Origin of the sequence: Chitinophaga ginsengisegetis (assembly GCF_900168065.1) — a bacterium.
In the GTDB taxonomy this organism is placed as follows: Bacteria; Bacteroidota; Bacteroidia; order Chitinophagales; family Chitinophagaceae; genus Chitinophaga; species Chitinophaga ginsengisegetis.
The window spans coordinates 468,689-489,295 of record NZ_FUZZ01000006.1; the positions used below are offsets into that span (position 1 = coordinate 468,689).

At 45.1% G+C, this 20,607-nt stretch carries 9 protein-coding genes and 1 tRNA gene; 6 read left to right on the forward strand and 4 right to left on the reverse strand.

Features of this window, described 5'->3' with window-relative positions; translation table 11 throughout:
- Nucleotides 1–27 precede the first annotated feature (27 nt).
- Nucleotides 28–1,488, reverse strand: coding sequence for an MFS transporter (locus B5Z18_RS31255; RefSeq protein WP_079473490.1), 1,461 nt, complete (start codon nt 1,486–1,488; stop codon nt 28–30).
- A gap of 161 nt (nt 1,489–1,649) precedes the next feature.
- Between B5Z18_RS31255 and B5Z18_RS31260 the strand changes: the two genes are divergently transcribed.
- The gene (locus tag B5Z18_RS31260; protein ID WP_079473491.1) at nt 1,650–3,920 is read left to right on the forward strand and encodes a patatin-like phospholipase family protein; all 2,271 of its coding nucleotides are present in this window, start codon (nt 1,650–1,652) and stop codon (nt 3,918–3,920) included.
- Between the two features lie 48 nt (nt 3,921–3,968).
- Here B5Z18_RS31260 and miaE read toward each other — a convergent pair whose 3' ends face one another.
- On the reverse strand, nt 3,969–4,565 hold the full coding sequence (gene miaE, locus B5Z18_RS31265) for a MiaE family protein (protein WP_079473531.1): 597 nt from the start codon (nt 4,563–4,565) through the stop codon (nt 3,969–3,971).
- Between the two features lie 79 nt (nt 4,566–4,644).
- Here miaE and B5Z18_RS31270 point away from each other — a divergent pair, with 79 nt between their 5' ends.
- The 3 genes from B5Z18_RS31270 (at nt 4,645) to B5Z18_RS31280 (ending at nt 8,392) form a co-directional block, all read left to right on the forward strand.
- Nucleotides 4,645–5,760 carry an aminotransferase class I/II-fold pyridoxal phosphate-dependent enzyme gene (locus B5Z18_RS31270; RefSeq protein WP_079473492.1) on the forward strand — a complete coding sequence of 372 codons (1,116 nt, stop codon included), beginning with the start codon at nt 4,645–4,647 and terminating at the stop codon, nt 5,758–5,760.
- Nucleotides 5,761–5,812: 52 nt separating this feature from the next.
- Nucleotides 5,813–8,239, forward strand: a complete 2,427-nt coding sequence (locus tag B5Z18_RS31275) for a penicillin acylase family protein (protein ID WP_079473493.1) — start codon at nt 5,813–5,815, stop codon at nt 8,237–8,239.
- Between the two features lie 80 nt (nt 8,240–8,319).
- Nucleotides 8,320–8,392: transfer RNA gene (locus B5Z18_RS31280), tRNA-Lys, on the forward strand.
- Nucleotides 8,393–9,006: 614 nt separating this feature from the next.
- On the opposite strand, the gene B5Z18_RS31285 is transcribed toward B5Z18_RS31280, so the two are convergent.
- Complete coding sequence (locus B5Z18_RS31285; protein WP_079473494.1) at nt 9,007–9,399, reverse strand: ACT domain-containing protein; 393 nt, start codon at nt 9,397–9,399, stop codon at nt 9,007–9,009.
- A 1,195-nt stretch (nt 9,400–10,594) separates the two neighbouring features.
- Between B5Z18_RS31285 and B5Z18_RS31295 the strand changes: the two genes are divergently transcribed.
- Nucleotides 10,595–11,746, forward strand: coding sequence for an alpha-mannosyltransferase (locus B5Z18_RS31295; protein ID WP_159454503.1), 1,152 nt, complete (start codon nt 10,595–10,597; stop codon nt 11,744–11,746).
- Nucleotides 11,747–11,768: 22 nt separating this feature from the next.
- On the opposite strand, the gene B5Z18_RS31300 is transcribed toward B5Z18_RS31295, so the two are convergent.
- Entirely contained in the window at nt 11,769–13,640 is a 1,872-nt protein-coding gene (locus tag B5Z18_RS31300; RefSeq protein ID WP_079473496.1) for a biosynthetic peptidoglycan transglycosylase, read from the reverse strand.
- A gap of 437 nt (nt 13,641–14,077) precedes the next feature.
- Here B5Z18_RS31300 and B5Z18_RS31305 point away from each other — a divergent pair, with 437 nt between their 5' ends.
- On the forward strand, nt 14,078–20,560 hold the full coding sequence (locus B5Z18_RS31305; protein WP_079473497.1) for a non-ribosomal peptide synthetase: 6,483 nt from the start codon (nt 14,078–14,080) through the stop codon (nt 20,558–20,560).
- Nucleotides 20,561–20,607 lie beyond the last annotated feature (47 nt).

A 20,607-nucleotide genomic window follows, 5' to 3' on the forward strand; every position in this document is an offset into this window, starting at 1 on the left:
AGGGAATATCCCTCCGCTTTACCCCGTTTACAACGGAATACCTCTTTTATCTTTCAGATAAATAATACCAACTACAAAACAGATCACAGCAATACCAATCGGGTAGATCAATCCTGCCAGGTGGTTGCCGGTATTGGTAACCAGGATGGTGGAAATGGTGGGTAGCAGTCCGCCGAAAACGCCGTTACCAATATGGTAGGGGAGCGACATGGACGTATACCGGATGCGTGTGGGGAACAGTTCCACGAGGAAAGCCGCAATAGGCGCATATACCATTGTTACAAACAGTACCTGGATGAATATCAGGATCACCAGCCACAGGATATTCATACGGCTTACGGTTAGTTCCTTTTTATCCGCTGTTTCCTTCAGGATGCTGCCATCCGTATAGCTGTGTACGCGGGTGGTTTTGAGTACCAGTTCCCCGGATTCACTTTTGGCAGAATTACTTTCTATCCTGAAAAGCTCAGTTTGTTCCTGCTTCAGTTGCACATTCCCGATATTATCCATCGCTTTATAGATCGGATAGTAGGCGAGAGCCGCCAGCAGCATGCCTGTTAGCATGATCTTTTTACGGCCGATGCGGTCGGACAGGGAGCCGAAGTAAATAAAGAACGGCGTACCCAGCAGCAGTGCAATGGCAATGATGATATTGGATTGCACAAATTCTATGTTCATAGTTTTCTGGAGAAAAGAAAGCGCATAGAACTGTCCGGTGTACCAAACCACGCCCTGACCCATCGCGGCGCCAAACAGCGCTATCATTACCAGTTTCAGGTTTTCCTTATTGGCAAAGCTTTCCTTGATGGGGTTGGTGGAGGTTTTACCTTCCTTTTTCATCTGCGCAAACAGCGGGGATTCGTGCAGGCGTATCCGTATGTAATAGGACATAATGACCAGCAACACCGACAAAAGGAAAGGTATCCTCCAGCCGTAGTTGTTGAAATCATCGGGTGTCATGAGCATGCGGGTAACGAGGATTACACCCAGCGATACAAACAGGCCCAGTGTGGCGGTGGTTTGTATGAAGCTGGTGTAGTAGCCGCGCCGGTTGTCGGGCGAATGTTCTGCCACATAGGTAGCGGCGCCGCCATATTCGCCACCCAGGGCCAGGCCCTGCGCCAGGCGGAGGATCAGTACCAGTATGGGCGCCAGTATACCAATGGTATGGTAGCTGGGAATAAGGCCGATAGCGAAGGTGGAGCCGCCCATGATGAGCAGCGTGAGCAGGAAGGTATATTTACGTCCTACCATATCGCCGAGGCGGCCAAATACAATAGCGCCAAAGGGGCGCACAATAAAGCCTACGGCAAAGGTGGCCAGCGTGGCAATGTAGGCCAGCTGCGGATTACTGGGCGGGAAAAACTTTTCAGCAATGATGGCGGATAAGCTGCCAAAAATGTAAAAGTCGTACCATTCAATGAGCGTACCAGCCGACGAGGCCATGATAACCTGCCAGATGTTTTGCGAGGGGAGCGAGTTCTTCATACGTGTTAATTGTAAACGCTAGCTTTTAGTAGTGAGCTTTTTGCGGGGAATAAGATAATGAATATTTACTATGAGAGCAAATGTCTAACTAAAAATCTCTTGTGCTTAACATCCGGGAATGTTTATAAAGCCTTATCTTTAATAAGGGCCAATTATTTACAATGAAGCAGGGATCAAAAGCTCATATCTGGCGTGTTATCAGTTTATTGTTGTTAGCTTGTATTACGTGTCACTATACCGTGAAGGCTCAGCAAACGATCAGCAACAGACCAAAAATAGGATTAACGCTCAGCGGCGGCGGAGCCCGGGGCCTTGCGCACATCGGCATCCTCGAAGCGATAGACAGCGCCGGGCTGAAAGTAGACCTGGTAACCGGCACCAGCATGGGAAGCATCGTGGGCTCCCTGTATGCAATGGGGTATTCCGGGAATAAAATTGAAGAAGCCGCCCGTAAACTGAACTGGAACAGTTTGTTCTCCAACCAGCCCGTTCTTACTGATATTTCCTATGAAGAAAAACGGGAGTATAACAAATACATCATCGAAATTCCTTTTGAATATGGCAAGCCCAAACTGGCTTCCGGCGTAATTTCCGGGGAAGCGTTGTGGCTGGAGCTGGCCAAGCTGTGCTGGCCCGTAAAGGATATCAAAAACTTTGAAGACTTTAATATCCCTTTTAAATGTATTGCTACCGATGTAGCTACCGGTGCTATTGTAACGCTCGACAGCGGTGAAATTGTGACCAGTCTGCGTGCCAGCATGGCCATCCCTTCTGTTTTCACCGCCGTAAAAATCGGCGACCGCAAGCTGGTGGACGGAGGGGTAGTCCGTAACTTCCCTGTGATCACCGCGAAGGAAATGGGCGCAGATATCGTGATTGGCGCCAATGTGAGCGGCGGTCTGCGTAAAGCAGATCAGCTGGTTACTCCTTTTGATATCCTTTACCAGCTGGGATTTTATAAAGATGCGGACGATTTTACCAAAGCCATTAAACACTGTGATATTTATGTGCCGATGAATAAGGAGCTGGAGAACTATTCCGCCGCCAGCTTTGGCAGCGTGGACTCTATTATTGAAGCCGGGCGCAGGAAAGGAAGGGAGATGTACCCGGTTTTTAAGCATCTCGCAGATTCATTGAATGCGTTATATCCACAGCCTCCTTTTGTGGCGGACCGTCTGCCATTTGCTACAGATATAGAATTGAGCAGCATACATGTGAACGGCCTGATTCACTCCGATCAGAAATTCTTTTTACAACGGCTGCATCTCAAACCCGGCGGTTGTTATACGCCATCGCAGCTACGAAATGCCATCCTGAATGTATACGGCACCCGCTTCTATAAACTCATTACCTATAACCTGGTGCCGGAAGGATATGGTAAAAGCCGGATGGATATACAGGTAGAAGAAAACCCGCTTACCTATGTGAAGTTTGCCCTGAACTATAACACGTTTACCGGCGCAAATGCGATCATCAACTTAACACAGCGGAATTTCATTGTGCCCAACTCCCGGTCGTTTGTAACGGCGGTGATCAGCGAAAACCCGCGACTGGAAGCAGAGTATTTCAAGTACCTGGGACGCAGCCGTAACTTCGGGTTTGGCTTGAGCACGTATTATGAAAATAACGGTCTTACTTTTTATGATATTGATTTTAATAAGCTACAACCATATCGCAGCAAGTATGCCAACGTAAATGTGGACATGCAGTATACCTTTACCCGGAATATGTCTATAGGTGCGGGAACACGCTGGGAGTATATCAAATACAAGCCGCAGCTGTCTAATTTTATGGAGGTGCGGGGAAGTACCAACCAGCTGAATACCTATATTAATTTCGGTATCAATTCCCTCAACCAGAAAATATATCCTACCAGAGGATTGTTGCTGGACCTGGAAGCGGGGCATATCTACAATCAGCACCCGGGCATTAAAGTAAGTTCGCAGGGAGTAGAGCAGGACTATGATACGCTTGGCGTAAACTTCCACGATTATCAGCGCCTGGCACTGAACCTGAAATATTATATCCCGGTGGGCCGCAAGTCGGCCATAGAGCTGGATGGCAACATTGGGTATAATCTTAACTATAAAGAGTCGGTGGTGAACGCGTTTGTAGTGGGTGGTATGACCAATATCACCCGCAACCAGGTGCCTTTTGTGGGGATATACGAGGGAGAAGTGATTACGCCAAAAATCAGTGCGGTGCAGGTGGCCTGGCAGTACGAAGTGCTCCGGAATATTTTTGCTATCCCACGGGTTGGCGCGGCGGTATATGACGGGGAAATTTCCGGTGGCGGAAAATACGAGTACCTGGCCGGTTACGGTTTGGGCGGGGGCTACAGCAGCCGCCTGGGACCAGTAGAGGCCACAGTGATGTATAATGATCAGTCGGGCCGGCTGAAGTTTTATGTGAACCTCGGGTTTAACTTCTAACAGGGATGTTGTCTTTTTCAGTGTAATCCTGAAAAAGACAACGTCCGCTTAGTGCATTCTGTCACCACGGACATCAATATTCTGCAATATTTCTGCTTCCATTTTTAGCCATTCCTGCCAGCGGTCCCGCACTTTTTCTTCCGGGAAATATTCATTGGCGAGGTCAATAAAAAGGCGGTAGTGTCCTGCTTCGGAGATCATGAATTTGCGGTAGAATTCGCGCATGTATTCATCTTCCAAACCTTCACTCAATAAACGGAAACGTTCACAGCTGCGGGCTTCGATCAATGCAAAGATCAGCAGGGCATCGAGGAAGCTGTCGTCGGCATGACCACCTTTCACCCGGTTATCCATCAGTGCATTTACATAATCATCTTTCCGTTGCCGTCCTAAAGAGAGGCCGCGTTTTTTCATTTCAGCAAGTACCTGCCGGAAGTGTCCCCATTCTTCTGTAACGATGGGCGCCAGTTCCTCTACCAGTCGTGTTCTTTCCGGGTTGCGCTGGATCAGTGAAATGGCGGAAGATGCCGCTTTTTGTTCGCAATAGGCGTGATCCGTAAGAATGTCCTGTAATGAAATGGCTGCCAGATTCACCCATCGTGGATCGGTAGGCAGTTTTAGTCCGAGTATTGATACTTTGCTCATATGAAAATAGCGGTTAGCCTGCGGCTTTTTTGCGAAGATAACGGCAAAGTTTAAATTGTGCATCGATAAAGACAGATCAATGAGTAAAGACAGTACTTCTTTTTTAACGCGGTTGCTTGATGAGCGCAGGGAACAGCAGTCGTTCCGCGAATTGCGGCTGCCGGGAGATAAAATAGATTTTTGTTCCAACGATTACCTCGGGCTGGCCAGGAATGCGGAAGTGAGGGAATATATCCATACGCTGATGGAGGAAAGGCATCCGGCCCACGGCAGCACCGGATCAAGGCTGCTGGCAGGTAATTATGAATGGATTGTTTCTGTGGAACAGGACCTGGCAGATTTTCATGGCGCAGCAGCCGGGTTGCTTTATAACTCCGGTTACGACGCCAACCTCGGCGTATTTTCCTGTTTAGGCCGCAAAGGAGATACTATCATCTACGATCAGCTGATCCATGCGTCTATCCGTGATGGCGTGCGTTTATCGGCCGCACAGGCGTTTTCATTTGTGCATAACGATGTTGCTGACCTGGAGAAGAAGCTGAAAAATGCTACCGGGAATATTTTTGTTGCCATAGAATCGGTGTATTCCATGGATGGTGATCTGGCTCCGCTGGCCGGTATAGCAGCCATTTGCGAACAGTATAACGCGCACCTGATAGTGGATGAAGCGCATGCTACCGGCATCATCGGCAACAGGGGAGAAGGGCTGGTGCAGCACCTGCAATTGACAGGCGCCTGCTTTGCACGTATTCATACTTTCGGAAAGGCAGTTGGCTGTCATGGCGCCGTGGTGCTGGGTTCCGGGATATTACGTGATTACCTGATCAACTTCTCCCGGTCCTTTATCTATACTACCGCTTTACCACCCGCTGCTCTGGCAGCTATAGAGGCCGGGTATGCCGCATTTCCCTATATGCAGGCAGAAAGAAAAAAGCTGTCGGAGTTGATTGCGCAATTCCGCGCAGGCATTGTTAATGCAGAGCTGTTGCCCGGTACTACACCCATACAGGCGGTGCTTACACGCGGTAATGAGCATACCCGCGGTATTGCCCAACGGATGCAGGCTGCCGGCCTGGATGTGCGGCCTATCCTGCATCCTACGGTGCCAAAAGGAGCGGAGCGCCTTCGCATCGTATTGCATAGTTTTAATACGCCGGAAGAGGTGGCCCATCTTACAAAAGTATTACAGGCATAAGCGGTTATGAATCAAATTTGATGTATTTTACATATTACATCCGATATGTAATATGAGAATCATCCCCGCAGTTATCACCGCAGCAATTACCTTATCGCTTACATACGCTTTCAGTCATAAACTGGGACAGATACCGCCACTGGGAAAGCTGTTAAGTCCGCAAACGGGCTTCTGGCAAAATGCAGAACCTATTGGAGAATTCCCCCGTGAACAACTGGTGTTACCCGGACTGTCCGGCAAAACAGAAGTTTGGTATGACGACCGTATGGTACCGCATATTTTTGCAGAAAACGAAGGAGATGCCTATTATGTACAGGGATATGTAACTGCACGCGACCGCCTCTGGCAGATGGAGTTGCAGACCTACGCCGCCGCCGGCCGCTTATCGGAAATACTGGGCCCTAAACTGGTACAGTACGACCGTAAGCAACGCCGCCTCGGCATGGTATACGCTGCAGAAGGCACTGTAAAAGAGATGCTGGCAGATCCGGCTACCAAAGTAGCCGTAACTTCTTACGCCGCCGGCGTTAACGCTTATATTGCCACGCTTACCCCTGCCACTTATCCCGTAGAATATAAAATACTGGATTATAAACCGGAGAGATGGGATATTATCAAGTCGGCCTTATTGCTGAAATACATGGCGCACGACCTCGCGGGATTTGCCAATGACCTTGAATTCACCAACGCGCGCCGTTTGTTTTCCCTGCAGGACTTTGACCTGATGTATCCTGACTTCCACGAAGCCACTGATCCCATCATACCGAAAGGCACTCCTTATCCGGCGGCTACGATAAAACCCACTGCGCCACCAGACAGCGTGCTGGCCGCGGCCGCAGCATACATGAAGTTTAAAACGGACAAGCCCGATCCGGACAACGGCAGCAACAACTGGGCCGTGGGCGGCAGCAAAACCCGCTCCGGTGCGCCCATTCTTTGCAGCGATCCGCATCTCAGCCTGTCGCTGCCTTCACTCTGGTACGAAGTACAGATCCATACACCCGATATGAATGTATACGGCGCTTCTCTTCCGGGCGCACCCGGCGTGATCATCGGCTTCAACGACCACATCGCCTGGGGGGTTACCAACGGAGAAGAAGATGTGAAAGATTATTACAGCATGCAATTCCGCAACGGTCGCTCCGAATACCTGTATAATGGCAGCTATCGTAAAGCAGATCTGCGCATAGAAGAAATAAAAGTACGGGGCGGCGCCACCGTTCGTGATACCGTTGCCTACACCGTATTTGGGCCCGTTATGTTTGATAACACCTTCCCGGATAAAACAGCCGGACAAACCTTCCTGGCCATGCGCTGGAAAGCGCTGGACCCATCCAACGAACTGGCCACCTTTAACAAGCTCAATAAAGCCCGTAATTACGACGATTATCTCAATGCGCTTAACAGGTATACCTGTCCTGCGCAAAACTTTGTATTCGCCGATAAAGCGGGCGATATCGCCATCTGGCATAATGGTCAGTACCCGCTGCGCTGGAAAGATCAGGGTAAATGGATCATGCCCGGCAGTGACAGCACCTATGCCTGGCAGGGATTTATTCCTCATGAGGAATTGCCGCACATAAAAAATCCTGAAAGAGGATTTGTGAGCTCCGCCAATCAACGTCCCACCGACAGCACCTATCCATATGCCCTGTACGGTGAATATGATCTTTTCCGTGGCAAGCGTATCAATGAAAGATTATCTGCCATGAGCGCCATCACCACACAGGATATGATGCAGCTGCAAAATGACGACAAAAACCTGTTCGCCGCCGCAGCCATGCCCATGATCAGGAAACACATTGATACCAGCTCACTCACTGCGCAACAGCAGCCCTACTGGCAGCTGTTAACCTCCTGGGATTTTATGGCCACACCCGACAGCAAAGCAGCCAGCATCTTCAACGCACTATGGGCACACCTGGAAGACACCATCTGGCACGATGAACTGCATCCCAAAGACACTACCATCCTGACTTATCCGCAATCCATCACCACATTGCAATTACTGCTGCGCGATACCGCCTTCCATTTTATAGATAACATTAACACGCCACAAAAAGAAACCTTATCACAATTGCTGCAAGGCGCATTTGCGCAAACAGTAACGGAGTTGTCGGAGTTGAACAAAGCGGGCAGGCTCGAGCTGGGAAAAGCACGTGGTACAGATATCAATCACCTTTCCCGCGGCATTCCTGCCTTCAGTGCTTTACACCTGAATACAGGCGGCGGCCAGCATATTGTGAATGCCACCAAGCAAACGCATGGACCTTCCTGGCGTATGGTGGTGCAGCTATCAGACAAAACAGAAGCATATGGTATTTATCCCGGCGGACAGAGCGGAAATCCGGGCAGTCCGTTTTATGATAACAGTGTAAATGACTGGGTATCGGGCAAATATTATATGCTGCATATTTTCAGTGCGGAAGAAAAAGATGATCCTGTAATCCGCTACAAGCTTGTGTTTACGGGGAAGTGATAAAATAATTTCAATAAAATTTGGCTGGAAATAAATAATTCCTATCTTTGCACTCCGTTAAACAAAAAGACGGGGTAAAAGATTCCCTAGCTCAGTTGGTAGAGCAATACACTTTTAATGTATGGGTCTTGGGTTCGAGTCCCAAGGGGATCACTGGAGAGTTTCAAAGCCTGCGCTAGTCGCGGGCTTTGTTGTTTTGGCCTATTTGGTAGTCTATCAAAGTGCGGATTCGCTGTTTCGGTTTACTTAGTTTTATGTGGGTTGACTTATCAATACTAATTTACTTATTTTTAAACTAATTGGTGTCTGTCGTTCTTTGCAGTTAGATGGGACATTAACGATCACTCTTTATATTTCTATATTAGAGAAATCTACATTTTCTGCAGGAAATGAGAGTGCTTTCTCCTCTCGACCAATTTGCTCGCAAATACCTGAATTTGTAGATGATTTTAATCTCGTTTTACCACTGATACCCTGGTATTCAACTGTTAATTTATTTTTGCTAGTGTACCACCAGAGATTATACAGAAATTGAGAAGAATGGATTGCTCATTGAAACTCCATTCCGTTAATAGTATCTTTTATAATGAGTTGTGCATTATTCTCGTCAGCCTTAAAGGAAATTATCTCAAACCTTTCTTTGCTTATACAAACTTCGATGGCTGCCAACATTCCCTCAATTCTCAACTTAGGATTTTCTTCAAAACAGAACTGTAGATTTTTGAATTTCTCATAATTATCCCATAGAAGGTGATTCTCAATAAATCCTACGCAGAAAATCTGTTTAGCACTTCAATTGCTTTTGGGGTATCCTCCTTGGGCACAAAAATATGGTCGTGGTAAAATGCGGCCACCACATTGCAACTGATGCCCGCTTCTGAAAGGGCTGCCGAAAAGGCAGCAGTCAAGCCAATGGCCTCCAGTGATGAATGAACGGTTAAAGTGATCCAACCCGAAACAAAAGAGTAGTCAAGTTTTAAATGGTCAGCCAGCTCCTTTTTTATAATGATAGTGGTTCCCTCTTGCTCTTTAAAAAACAAGACAATATCGTCCATATTGATTCCTGTGAAGTCATGAATGACACAAAAAACATAGTCGCCAATATTATGCTTTGGTTTCATCGTTCTTAAGAGCGTATGTAAATCTTTTTCCCCCTTCATTTTATACGATTTGCTTACAGTCCTCAAAATTATAAACATTCAACCAAAGAAAAGTTGAAATAGTTCAACTTCATTTCCTAATCAACTTCATTTTTTGCCATAGCCCAATGTTTCAATTTTGTATGGTCAATTTCGACATGGAAAAAAATAAAGATGCAAAAGTTAAAAAACAAAATAGCAGTAATTATCGGAGGCAGCAGCGGCGTTGGCTTAGCCACAACCCCAAAATGCCATTTTATGTAAATCTCTTATAAATTGGTTCGGGATTTGTACCACAGGGATCACTGGAAATTCTCGAAGCTCGCGCTGGTGTAGTGCCCCCAAAAAGTTAGACACTTCTTGGGGGCACTACACCAGCGCGAGCTTTGTTATTTGATCTGTTTTTAGTCGATCAAAAGGGTGGATTCGCAGTTCTTGATTACGGGGTTTCATTTGGGTTAACCTATCTGCACTACCAGGGTATTTCTCCTGTTTCAGGATTATTTTCCTCACTGAAAAATTTCCCTGTTGGGCCATCATCGTCAATCAGCGCATATTTTACGATCCGTTTTCCGGTATCTTTAACCGTTCAGAGACCACGATGTCCATTGAAATCTGTCTTTGTATATTATCTAAGTACAGTATCTGGTTTAAAATTCCAAAAACCTTTATTACTCTTTCTTTTGCAGCACTGTCAAGAGCTATAGTTGGTTCGTTTAAAGGGTTGACTAAAAAAGGGAATAGTTGTGGCAACAAGGCCAATGTATTTTCATCAAACAGCAATTTGAAGTATTTGATATTGTCTGTTTTAGCAGGTGGCGTAAAAATCTGATTGGGCATTGCAAAAAGCAAGTGCCGTCAGTAAGCATATAGTCTTGTAATTCTAAATTGTATGTAATTGAGCCGCTTTCAGGAATGAGCCGGACGACTGATCGAAAAACTACGTTATAAATGAAAAGAAAGACAAACCCGGAAATGAGGAAGAGGGGGACAAATCTTGCCAACTCTTGCGCAATAATTTAAATTTCTTATTTCGTTTGATTGTATTTAGAAAATAATTTTAAAATTTTTTCTTATATTAGTCTGATGCCACGGATTCGTTAATTTGTTTAAACCCGACATCGCTATTATGCTCACGACTAAGTTTCTCCAGCTTTTTAAAAGGCGTACTTCCGGATCTTTAAAAGAAGGAAAGTCAACATTTACGGATGATTGTGTGAGAAAAGTCCATTGCACAGGTAATAGACAATGGATCAGGAAATTGAATACCCAATGGAAACAATTCGTTACTGAAATAGAACCTTTTCCTGCCCGTTTTTCAGGAAGAGGGATTGTAATTTGTGCAGGGGGCGTGAATTATTTTACCTGCGCCTGGATCAACATCAATATGTTGAGAAGAAATGGCTGTACACTCCCGATAGAAGTATGGTATACCGGAATAGAGTTGAATGCAGAGGCCATCACGGCATTGGAACGATTGGATGTAAGGTGCAGGAATTGCAAGGACTGCACAACAACCAATCTTACTGCACTCACGAGCTACGCCATGAAGCCATTTGCCATTTTACAAAGTGATTTCAGGGAAGTGTTATACCTGGATGCTGATAATAATTGTATCTCAGATCCTGCATTCCTATTTGACAGTAAAGAATACCAGGAACATGGAACGATTTTTTGGCCCGACTTCTGGACAACTGACCGCCATAATCCTATTTGGAAAATTATTGATTTCGAAGAGGATGGTTCGATAGAGCAGGAGAGCGGGCAGCTGTTGATTAACAAAGAAAAGTGCTGGAAAGAACTTAACCTTTGTCTGCATTTTAACCTGAATAAAAAAGACTATTACAGGATGTTATTGGGGGATAAAGATACCTTCAGATTTGCCTGGAAAGCATTGCATACACCTTATTATATGATTGCAGATGGCGTAGGACTATGTGGAATGGACGAGTCTGCCGTTGGCTTCTGCGGTATGTCAATGGTACAACATGACCCGGCCGGGGAAATATTATTTCTCCACAGAAACTGGTTCAAATGGGATATTATGAAGGATGACGAGATCATGTGGACAACCATCAAAAGATACCAGCCGGGAACCACCAGATTGTTCAGGTTGAAATTTTTAACAAGAGGAAAAATAAAGTTGAAATTTCTGGATCTGGGCGGAGATGTCGAAACTGTTTCATTCCGGGAACTATTCGGCGACTATGAAATCAGATGTCTCGAAATACTTAAGGAACTCAGGTCCAGTGAGCTTTACAGCCGGTTCCTGCAACATACCTATTTTTCATTGTCAAGACCGGCTTACGCAGATGGGCATACGGAAAACATTTTTTCCGCATCCCAGACGGAAGTCTTATCTGATTAATGATGTATGTTGTTTGGTCAGGTTAACTACCGGTGATGGCAGCCTCCGCCTCTGTCAGATTCAACTCTCCCAGGCTGGGTGCAAATGTTATTTTGTATTGTATGTTTTCAAATTCTTCTAAAGAGATGATGTCCTTTTTAAGCATCACTTTTGAATTGTGCAGGATGTGTGCTGTCAGGTTCTTTCTTAATTTCGGTGAATTCATTTTAAGGGCTTCCAGGAAGAATTTTGGTCTTGGTATAATATAGGCCAGGGCAAGCGATTCGGTCAGGGTGAGCTGATTAGCCGGTTTATCAAAATAGAAGTAAGCAGCTTCCTGGACGCCATAGATACCCGGACCGAGTTCAATGATATTGAGGTATATCTCCAGTATACGGTCCTTTCCAATAGAAAACACCTCTTCCAGGTACCACGTCAGTATAACTTCCTCTATTTTTCTTTGAAAATTTTTTCTATGGTACAGGAAAAGATTTCTGACCACCTGCATGGTTATGGTACTGGCGCCGCGGCTTAGTTTCCTGCTTTTTATATTGGATGCCATAGCAAGAAAAATAGCCTCAGAGTCAATTCCTTTATGGGTGTAGTAATGAGGATCTTCGGTACAGATAATTACCTTTTTAAGGTCTGCTGATATCTTGTCCAGCGGAAGAAAAAAAGAATTACCGCTATCAAGGTTAATTGACTTTACAGCGATATCTCCATCATAGACGTTATGAACAAAAGGTTGTTTTAAATAGGAATAGTCTGCGCCACCATGATCCAAAATGCGAAGATTGTTATCCAGTTTGATTTCAAATTCTCTTTTGAATGAGTTGGTTAACTCAAACCGTAAGCGGGAAAAGAAGCCCAGGGTACCGGAAAATGAACTCCTGTATAAACTTTGTGTAGTGAAGTCCTGAAAAGATTTCAATATATCCTCCATTTGACAAGAAACCAGGTTTACCCCTAACTCGATAATGTCATTTTCCCTGTAAAAATGATCCAGGTAGAAAGGGAATCTGAGGTTATTCAGATGAAAACAGGATTGACGGTCGATATGAAATCCTTCTGAGTCGGGTTTGGCATACAACATCAGGCCGAGGTCACAGGTAAATGCCTGCTGATTACTTACCTTACTATTGTGCAAGGTGAGGTCGTGCGTATTGGTTTCAAGATCATAAGAGATCCCGTTGTTTTCGTCTTTACCCCGGCTAAGCCTGAATGTTAATTGTTTGGCAGTTACCGTGGTGGAAGGAGTATCTGTCTGTAGATCAGCAACCATGGTGAAATTACCTACATCCACCGTTAGCTGTTTTTCCGCAACCAGCTTTCTGGCTATTCCTTTTGGCTGGAAGCGTCCATCCTGGTGGGAGCCAGGCGCCGTGTTGTAATAGCGTTTGTTCAAGGCGAACGAACTGATTTTTACCTGTACATTTTTATGACCCGAAAGAATTATTTCCAGATTCTCAATGTTGACCTGCGGAGGAATCGATTCAAACGCAATGTCTACCCGGGTGGATATGCGTTTGTAAAAGTTTCTGATCATATCCTGGGGACTGATAACTACCGTACTCTTCGCTGTCGTATTTGCAGGTATAGTTTCTCTTTTGTTAATAACAATTTTGCAATCAGATATTTTTACAGAGATCAGTTTTATCCTGCCTTTTAAAAGGGAATACCAGCTGAACTTAACCTGGATACTGCCGGTTTCGCAAATCATATTCCGGGCGTTATTATATAAGCTTACAGGCTTTATTTTTACGCTGTTTATGCTGGTGATGCTGACAATTCCGAAATCTGCGCTTATCCGGTAGCGTGATTTTATTTTAAGCAGGATTTTTTCTTTTAAGGATCTGGCTACTGATGAGGTTTGGAGCTTCGTTAATAAACCGGGTTTTGTAACGTTGGATTGCATAAACAGAAATTAATTGATAATTGAAGATTCAAAATGTGTGATGCACTATAGGAAGGCATATGGATACAGCACAGTAAACATTGGGTTATTATACAAAAAATAGAAAAGCAGTTTTGACTCTTCTAATAATTTTGAAATTATCATTTAAAACATTATTTTGCAAATATTAAACCCGAATTTCTCAGTTTTTTTTATTGACCCTCGATTTGTAACAACCCTCAGCGGAGCTGTGTCTTGCTCCATTCAAATTCAACCTGACACTCATTTTGCCGTTAGCGTACTTATTTTTTCAGAATGTAATAATTCTGTGAACAGAGCAAGCTATGCGATAAAAATTTATGCTGTGCCGCTACGTGATTGTACTGACGGGATTTTCCTGTAATTCCACGTGAGCATTCCGCTGAGTTTGGAAGCCAGATCTGAGTTAACTAAGCGATATGCGTATAACAAACCTCACTCAACTTATACAGGCACAAAGTACATTGGGAGATGCTGGCATCACCTTTATTGAAAGCCATACTGATGAACATTTCCTGTTGTATAAAGATCTGTATGAAAAAGCATTGCAGTGCTTACTGGTGCTGCAGAAACGGGGCGTTTGCCGAAATGACGAGGTGATCCTGCAAATTGATGATAATAAATCTCTTCTTATTGCTTTCTGGGCCTGCATATTAGGAGGTATGATCCCGGTGCCGCTGGCAACGGGAGGAACGGATATGCATCGGCAAAAACTGTTTAATGTCTGGAAGATATTGAACAGGCCCCACCTCATCTCCTCTGCAGCGCACTTTGAAAAGATGACCGGATATGCCCTGTCAAACTCTCTTTTTTCAAGCAGTGACGAGATCAGTAAGCGTTACATTAATGAGTCGGAAGTGCTATCAGCCGGTGCGGCTGCTGAGCCGGTAACCGTAAGTCCGCAGGACATTGCGTTTATCCAGTTTTCTTCAGGCTCTACCGGAAATCCCAAAGGCATTGTACTCACTCATGAAAATCTTATTACCAATATACAGGGCATTAGTAATGCTGCGCAATATTCGGTTTCAGATTCCACGTTGAGCTGGATGCCACTTACCCATGATATGGGTATGATCGGCTTTCATCTTAATCCTTTACTGCATGGAATGAATCAGTGCCTGATACCAACAAGCCTGTTTGTTCGCAGACCTGCACTGTGGCTGGATGCACTTTCCCGGCACAGAGCCACCATTACCTGCTCACCTAATTTCGGCTACCGGTATTTTCTGAAGCATTATACACCCAATGATCATCACGACTGGAACCTCTCCAGTCTGCGGATTATCTATAACGGCGCTGAACCCATATCTACAAAAATCTGTAAAGAGTTTACAGATAGCATGAAAAGATTTGGGTTGAGGGAACAGGCAATGCGCCCCGTGTATGGACTGGCAGAAGCGAGTGTGGCAGTTACCATATCGGATCTTGATAGCGATGTGGTCGCTGTAATGGTTAATAGAAATCATGTTAATATCAATGATAAGGTAGTGTTTAGTGAAGAGACTGCTGACGCAGTTTCTTTTGCAGATGTTGGCAAACCGGTGGATGGTTGCTCACTGAGAGTAGCGGATGATGATGATCATCCGGTTGATGCCGCTGTAATAGGCCATATACAGATAAAGGGAAATAATGTAACAAAGGGTTACTACAATGATAAGCAGGCTTCCGGACAAGTATTCAGTGCGGATGGATGGTTGAAAACAGGTGACCTTGGCTTCCTCAGCGACAAGGGATCATTATTTGTTACCGGAAGAGCGAAAGATATCATCTTTATTAATGGTCAGAATTTTTACCCGCACGACATCGAACGCATTGCGGAGGAAATTGATACCATAGAACTAAACAAGATAGCCGTTGGTGGTTTTTTTAACAGGAATACGCAGAGAGACGAAGTGATTGCTTTTGTGCTTCACCGGGGCGAGCTTTCTTCGTTTATTCAAACCGCAACACAGCTGAAGAAATTGATCAATACCAGGTGTGGATTTGAGATTGACCAGGTGATTCCAGTAAAGAATATACCCAGAACTACCAGTGGTAAGCTGCAACGCTTTAAACTGATAGCGCAATACCTCGACGGTAAGTACAGGGAAACAACGAATGCATTATTTCGCTTAACGGAAGATGCGGCCAATGATTTTGACGTGTTTCACCCGGAGACACCTATCGAGCAAAAGCTATTTGATATCTGGCAGCGGGTTCTGAAGTATCCGCATTTTGATGGGAAAGGTCACTTCTTTGAAAATGGCGGGGACTCTTTAAGGGCATCTGAAGTATGCATGTTGGTGAAAAAGGAATTGGGAGTAGAGATGGGCCTGGAAGTACTCTTCCGCTACCCTGCCATCCCGGCACTCGCCGCTGAAATAGCCAACCTGGAGAAAGCGGCGCCTTATCATTCCATCCCCCGTGCAGCACCGTCAGATACGTATGTATTGTCTGCTGCACAAAAACGGATGTACTATACATGGGAAGTAGATCAAACGTCTACCGCATACAATATACCTGTTACATTAAAGATAGACGGGCCTGTTAACCGGGAGAAACTGAAGGCAGCCATAGAAACACTGATATCCAGGCATGAAGTGTTACGTATGTCATTTAAAGACCCTCAACAGCCGGTATACAGGATTCACGAAACAGTGGCTTTGCCGTTTGATTACATAACTTCCACTCCGGAGAACCTGGATCAATTGTTCCGGGAGCTGATTACCCCTTTCGACCTGCATCAATCACCACTGTTCAAGATCCGCCTGGTAAATATTCCGGGGCAGCAACATTACTTGTTTTTAGATTTTCACCATATCATCTGCGACGGTATATCCGTGAATATTTTCATACAGGAATTATTCGAATGCTACAGGGGGGATGAGCTGCCTTCTATTCCCGTTACTTACAGTGATTACTCGGATTGGGAGCATCGTATGTTTGCATCAGGCAGCCTCCAAAGGCAGGAATTATTCTGGAAACAGCAATTAGCTCAATCCGTTCCGGTACTGGACCTGCCCATTGATTTCAACCGTCCCGTTATTTTTAATCCCAAAGGCGAAAAGCTGGAAGTGCTGCTGGATAAAGATATTACCGCCGGTCTTTCCCGGATAGCCACACAATATGCCTGCTCACTGAATACACTCCTGTTCACATTATACAGCGTGCTATTGTCAAAGTACAGCAGACAGCCACAGGTTGCAATAGGTATTGCCGCCGCTGGCAGAACCCATCCGGATCTATTGAATATAGTCGGCATGTTCGTCAACAGCCTGCCTTTGATATGCGATATTCCCGCCAATACTTTTTTCCCCGACCTGCTGGAAAAACATCATCACCTGTTAACGGCCGTGTTGGATAACCAGGATTATCCCTTTGAAAGGATGATACAACAGGCGGGAGCACCTGCTGATGCCAGTCGTAATCGTCTTTTTGATACCATGTTCGTTTATCAGAACATTGGCTACGATCATATGAAGACCGGCGATCTGCAGGTGCAGCGCCATTTCTTCGACCCGGGAATTGCCAAGTTTGATCTTTCGATGGAAGTATTTTATTATGACCAGACATTAAAGTACGTCATCGAATACAACACAAGCCTCTTCAAAAAGGAAACGGCAGAACGGATTTCCGGTCACTTTGCTAACCTGGTAAAACAAATAACGCAGAAGCCGGACGTCAGCATTCATGAAATAAATTTGCTAAGCGGAGTAGAATACCAGGATATCATTCATCATTTTAATGATACCGCTGCAGATTTTCCGCTCCATACCACTATACATGAACAGTTCAGGCGGCAGGCGGAAGCCACGCCGGAGGCGATTGCGATAGAATACGGGGATGATACTATCACTTACCGTCAATTGAATGAGCAGGCTGACCGGTTATCATTTATACTGAGAAGTAAAGGTATCAACACGGAGAGTATTGTGGCCGTGCTGATGGACAGGCGTCCTGAACTGATGGTGACCATACTGGCAGTGCTGAAAACGGGAGCCTGCTTTTTGCCCATTGATATATCAACGCCTGTCCGGAGAATCAGTTACATGCTTACAGACAGCAGGGCAAGTATGATGATCACAGGCAAAGAAGAAAGCGACCTGCCGGAAGTAGCTTTGCTACTTTCTGAGCTGCCCTTGTTGGAAATATTGGATATCAGTTCGCTGACACTACCGGAAAATGTTCCTGCTACTTATAGTCCGGCTGAGCCAAACAGCCTGGCTTACATCATTTACACTTCCGGTACCACCGGGAATCCCAAAGGCGTGATGATTGAGCATCATTCATTGGTCAATTATATTATCTGGGCTTCGGACATGTATGTGAAAAAAGAGGAAGCTGCGTTCCCGCTGTATACCTCTATTTCATTTGATTTAACCATCACCTCTTTATTTTTACCGTTGGTAACCGGTAACAGGATTGTTATTTATAGCGCTGCGGAAGATGAGTTTTTGATGCGGAGAGTGGTGCTTGATAATAAAGTAGCAGTAGTTAAAGCCACTCCCTCGCATTTGATATTGATCGCCTCCTGCATTTCCAGGGAAGTTGCGCGTAACAGTAAAATAAAACGCTTTATCGTTGGTGGTGAGGAATTGACCCGTTCCATTGCGGCGGAAATACACCTGCTTTTTGGTAGTCATATAGAGATCTATAATGAATATGGACCGACAGAAGCAACTGTAGGATGCATGATTCATCAATTTGACCCGGCAGACAAGGCCGCGGCAGTGCCTATTGGCATACCTGCCGCTAACACCCGCATATATGTGCTGGATGATTCGCTTAAGCCGGTACCCATCGGTGTTAAAGGGGAATTGTATATTTCCGGCGAAGGGGTAGCAAGAGGATATTTGGGTAGCCAGGAACTCACCGGGCAGAAAATCATCAACGACCCTTTTGTGACAGGGTTAAGGATGTATAAAACAGGCGATATTGCGAAGCGCCTTCCTTCCGGCCTTATTGAGTATATAGGCCGGACAGATAAGCAAATTAAAATCAGCGGCCATAGAATTGATCTGACTGAAATTGAACACCAGGTGGCAACTTACGAGGGGATTGCTTCTTCGGTAGTCATTATCAGGGACGGGAAGAAGTCTCCTGTTATAGTAGCTTATTACATTGTTTCGGGGAGACAGGAGACCATATCAGAACCGTTGCTCAGGTCTTACCTGTCAGATAGACTACCCTACTACGCCATGCCGGCTTATTTTATTCAACTGGATGCTTATCCGCTTACCTCTAATGGAAAAGTAGATCATGCAGCACTTCCGGCGGTGGAATTTTCTGAAACTTCGGATGTCCGGGAGATAGATGCACACGATAAAACTTTTATAGCCATATGGAATGAGGTATTTGGGGTAGATAATATTTCGGCCAGTGATAATTTTTTTGAACTTGGAGGAGATTCTATCAAGGCTATCCAGATATTATCCCGGTTAGCTGATGAAGGTTTTATGCTGACCATAAAGGATATTCTCATCTATCAAACGATCCGGCAGATTGTCTCCAACCTGCAGAATACGGAGAGTCGTCAGGAATATGAGCAGGGATATATAGAGGGCTCCCGTGAGCTGATGCCTATTGAAGCCTGGTTTTTTGATCAGGATTTTCAACGTCCGGATTTCTACAATCATTCCATGTTGCTTTCGTTTCATGAAGAGATCGATCTCCATTTGCTGCAGTTGTCTTTTCAGGCACTCATCAGGCAACACGATGGAGTGAGAATCAACTATGATCCCAGGCGGGAAACATTATTCTATAATAAGCATCACCGCGATAATCCATTCACCATAACATCATATGACCTGGACGTTCAGGGTCAGGAAATGAAGGGAATATGCATGTCTCTTAAAAGTAGCTTTGATATTTCAAGGGATCTTCTTTTGAAAGCAGCTGTTTTCAGAATGGGAGGCAACCACAGGATGTTATTTATCACAGCACATCATTTAATTGTTGATGGTGTTTCCTGGAGAATTTTGTTGAAAGATCTTTATACTACGTACAAAAGTCTGAAGAACAATAGCCCGGTAAAATTCCCCGCTAAAACAGCAACTGCCAGAGAGTGGTACGATGCTTTGCTGCGTTATCCGCATGTTGAAGGCAATGCGGCGGAACTGGCATTCTGGCAATCAGTGGCCAATGTTCCATTTTCACTTCCCCTGGATAAGCGTCCGGCAGACTGGCGCACGATGAATGCCGCAAGTGAAAAACGTACGATAGATAAAGCAGGCACGCGGGCGTTATTGAAGCTCGCACACCAGGTATATAAATCGGACATAACCATCCTGTTAAATGCGGCTTTAGCGCTGTCTGTCAGGGACTGGACGGGAAAGAATGTATGTGTTATCGAGCAGGAAAATCATGGGAGATATCTCGATGGCCTGAATATCTCCAGGACTGTTGGCTGGTTTACTTCTATGTATCCCCAGCAATTGCAACTCCATGAGGGATCCCTTGAAGCTGTTATACGGGAGGTCAGGGAACAGATGACCCATGTTCCCGGCAATGGGCTGGGATACGGTATTTTCAGGTACCTGCATCAGACCCTGCAGGTTAGCAGGGAGAAATTGTCTGAAATCAGGTTTAACTACCTCGGACAATTTGACCAGGAATTCGACAATGATCTGTTTGCTTATTCCGATGACGCCAGGGGAAGTAACACAGACCCGGAAAATGTGATGACAGCTAAGCTGGAACTCAATGTTATTGTATTAAAGAATACACTGGAAATAGATATACAATATAATCGTTTAGCCCATGAAAAGGCTACCATTCAGTCATTTGCAGACAACCTGGTGAAGTGGCTGCTGCATATGATGGCATATAATAAATTTCGGGAAGAGTTACCAGTTACTTCCTTTTCCCTGGGCGCGCGGGCGGATGGACTTGACGACGATGAGCTGTCAGTTCTTTTTAATTAATACTTACCGGTTATTTCTTCAAAAATATTACCCACTTAAATCTTATT

Coding starts and splice junctions, on each gene's coding strand:
- B5Z18_RS31255 (WP_079473490.1), bottom strand. CDS start 1,488: ATGAAGAACTCGCTCCCCTCGCAAAACATCTGGCAGGTTATCATGGCC.
- B5Z18_RS31260 (WP_079473491.1), top strand. CDS start 1,650: ATGAAGCAGGGATCAAAAGCTCATATCTGGCGTGTTATCAGTTTATTG.
- miaE (WP_079473531.1), bottom strand. CDS start 4,565: ATGAGCAAAGTATCAATACTCGGACTAAAACTGCCTACCGATCCACGA.
- B5Z18_RS31270 (WP_079473492.1), top strand. CDS start 4,645: ATGAGTAAAGACAGTACTTCTTTTTTAACGCGGTTGCTTGATGAGCGC.
- B5Z18_RS31275 (WP_079473493.1), top strand. CDS start 5,813: ATGAGAATCATCCCCGCAGTTATCACCGCAGCAATTACCTTATCGCTT.
- B5Z18_RS31285 (WP_079473494.1), bottom strand. CDS start 9,399: ATGAAGGGGGAAAAAGATTTACATACGCTCTTAAGAACGATGAAACCA.
- B5Z18_RS31300 (WP_079473496.1), bottom strand. CDS start 13,640: ATGCAATCCAACGTTACAAAACCCGGTTTATTAACGAAGCTCCAAACC.
- B5Z18_RS31305 (WP_079473497.1), top strand. CDS start 14,078: ATGCGTATAACAAACCTCACTCAACTTATACAGGCACAAAGTACATTG.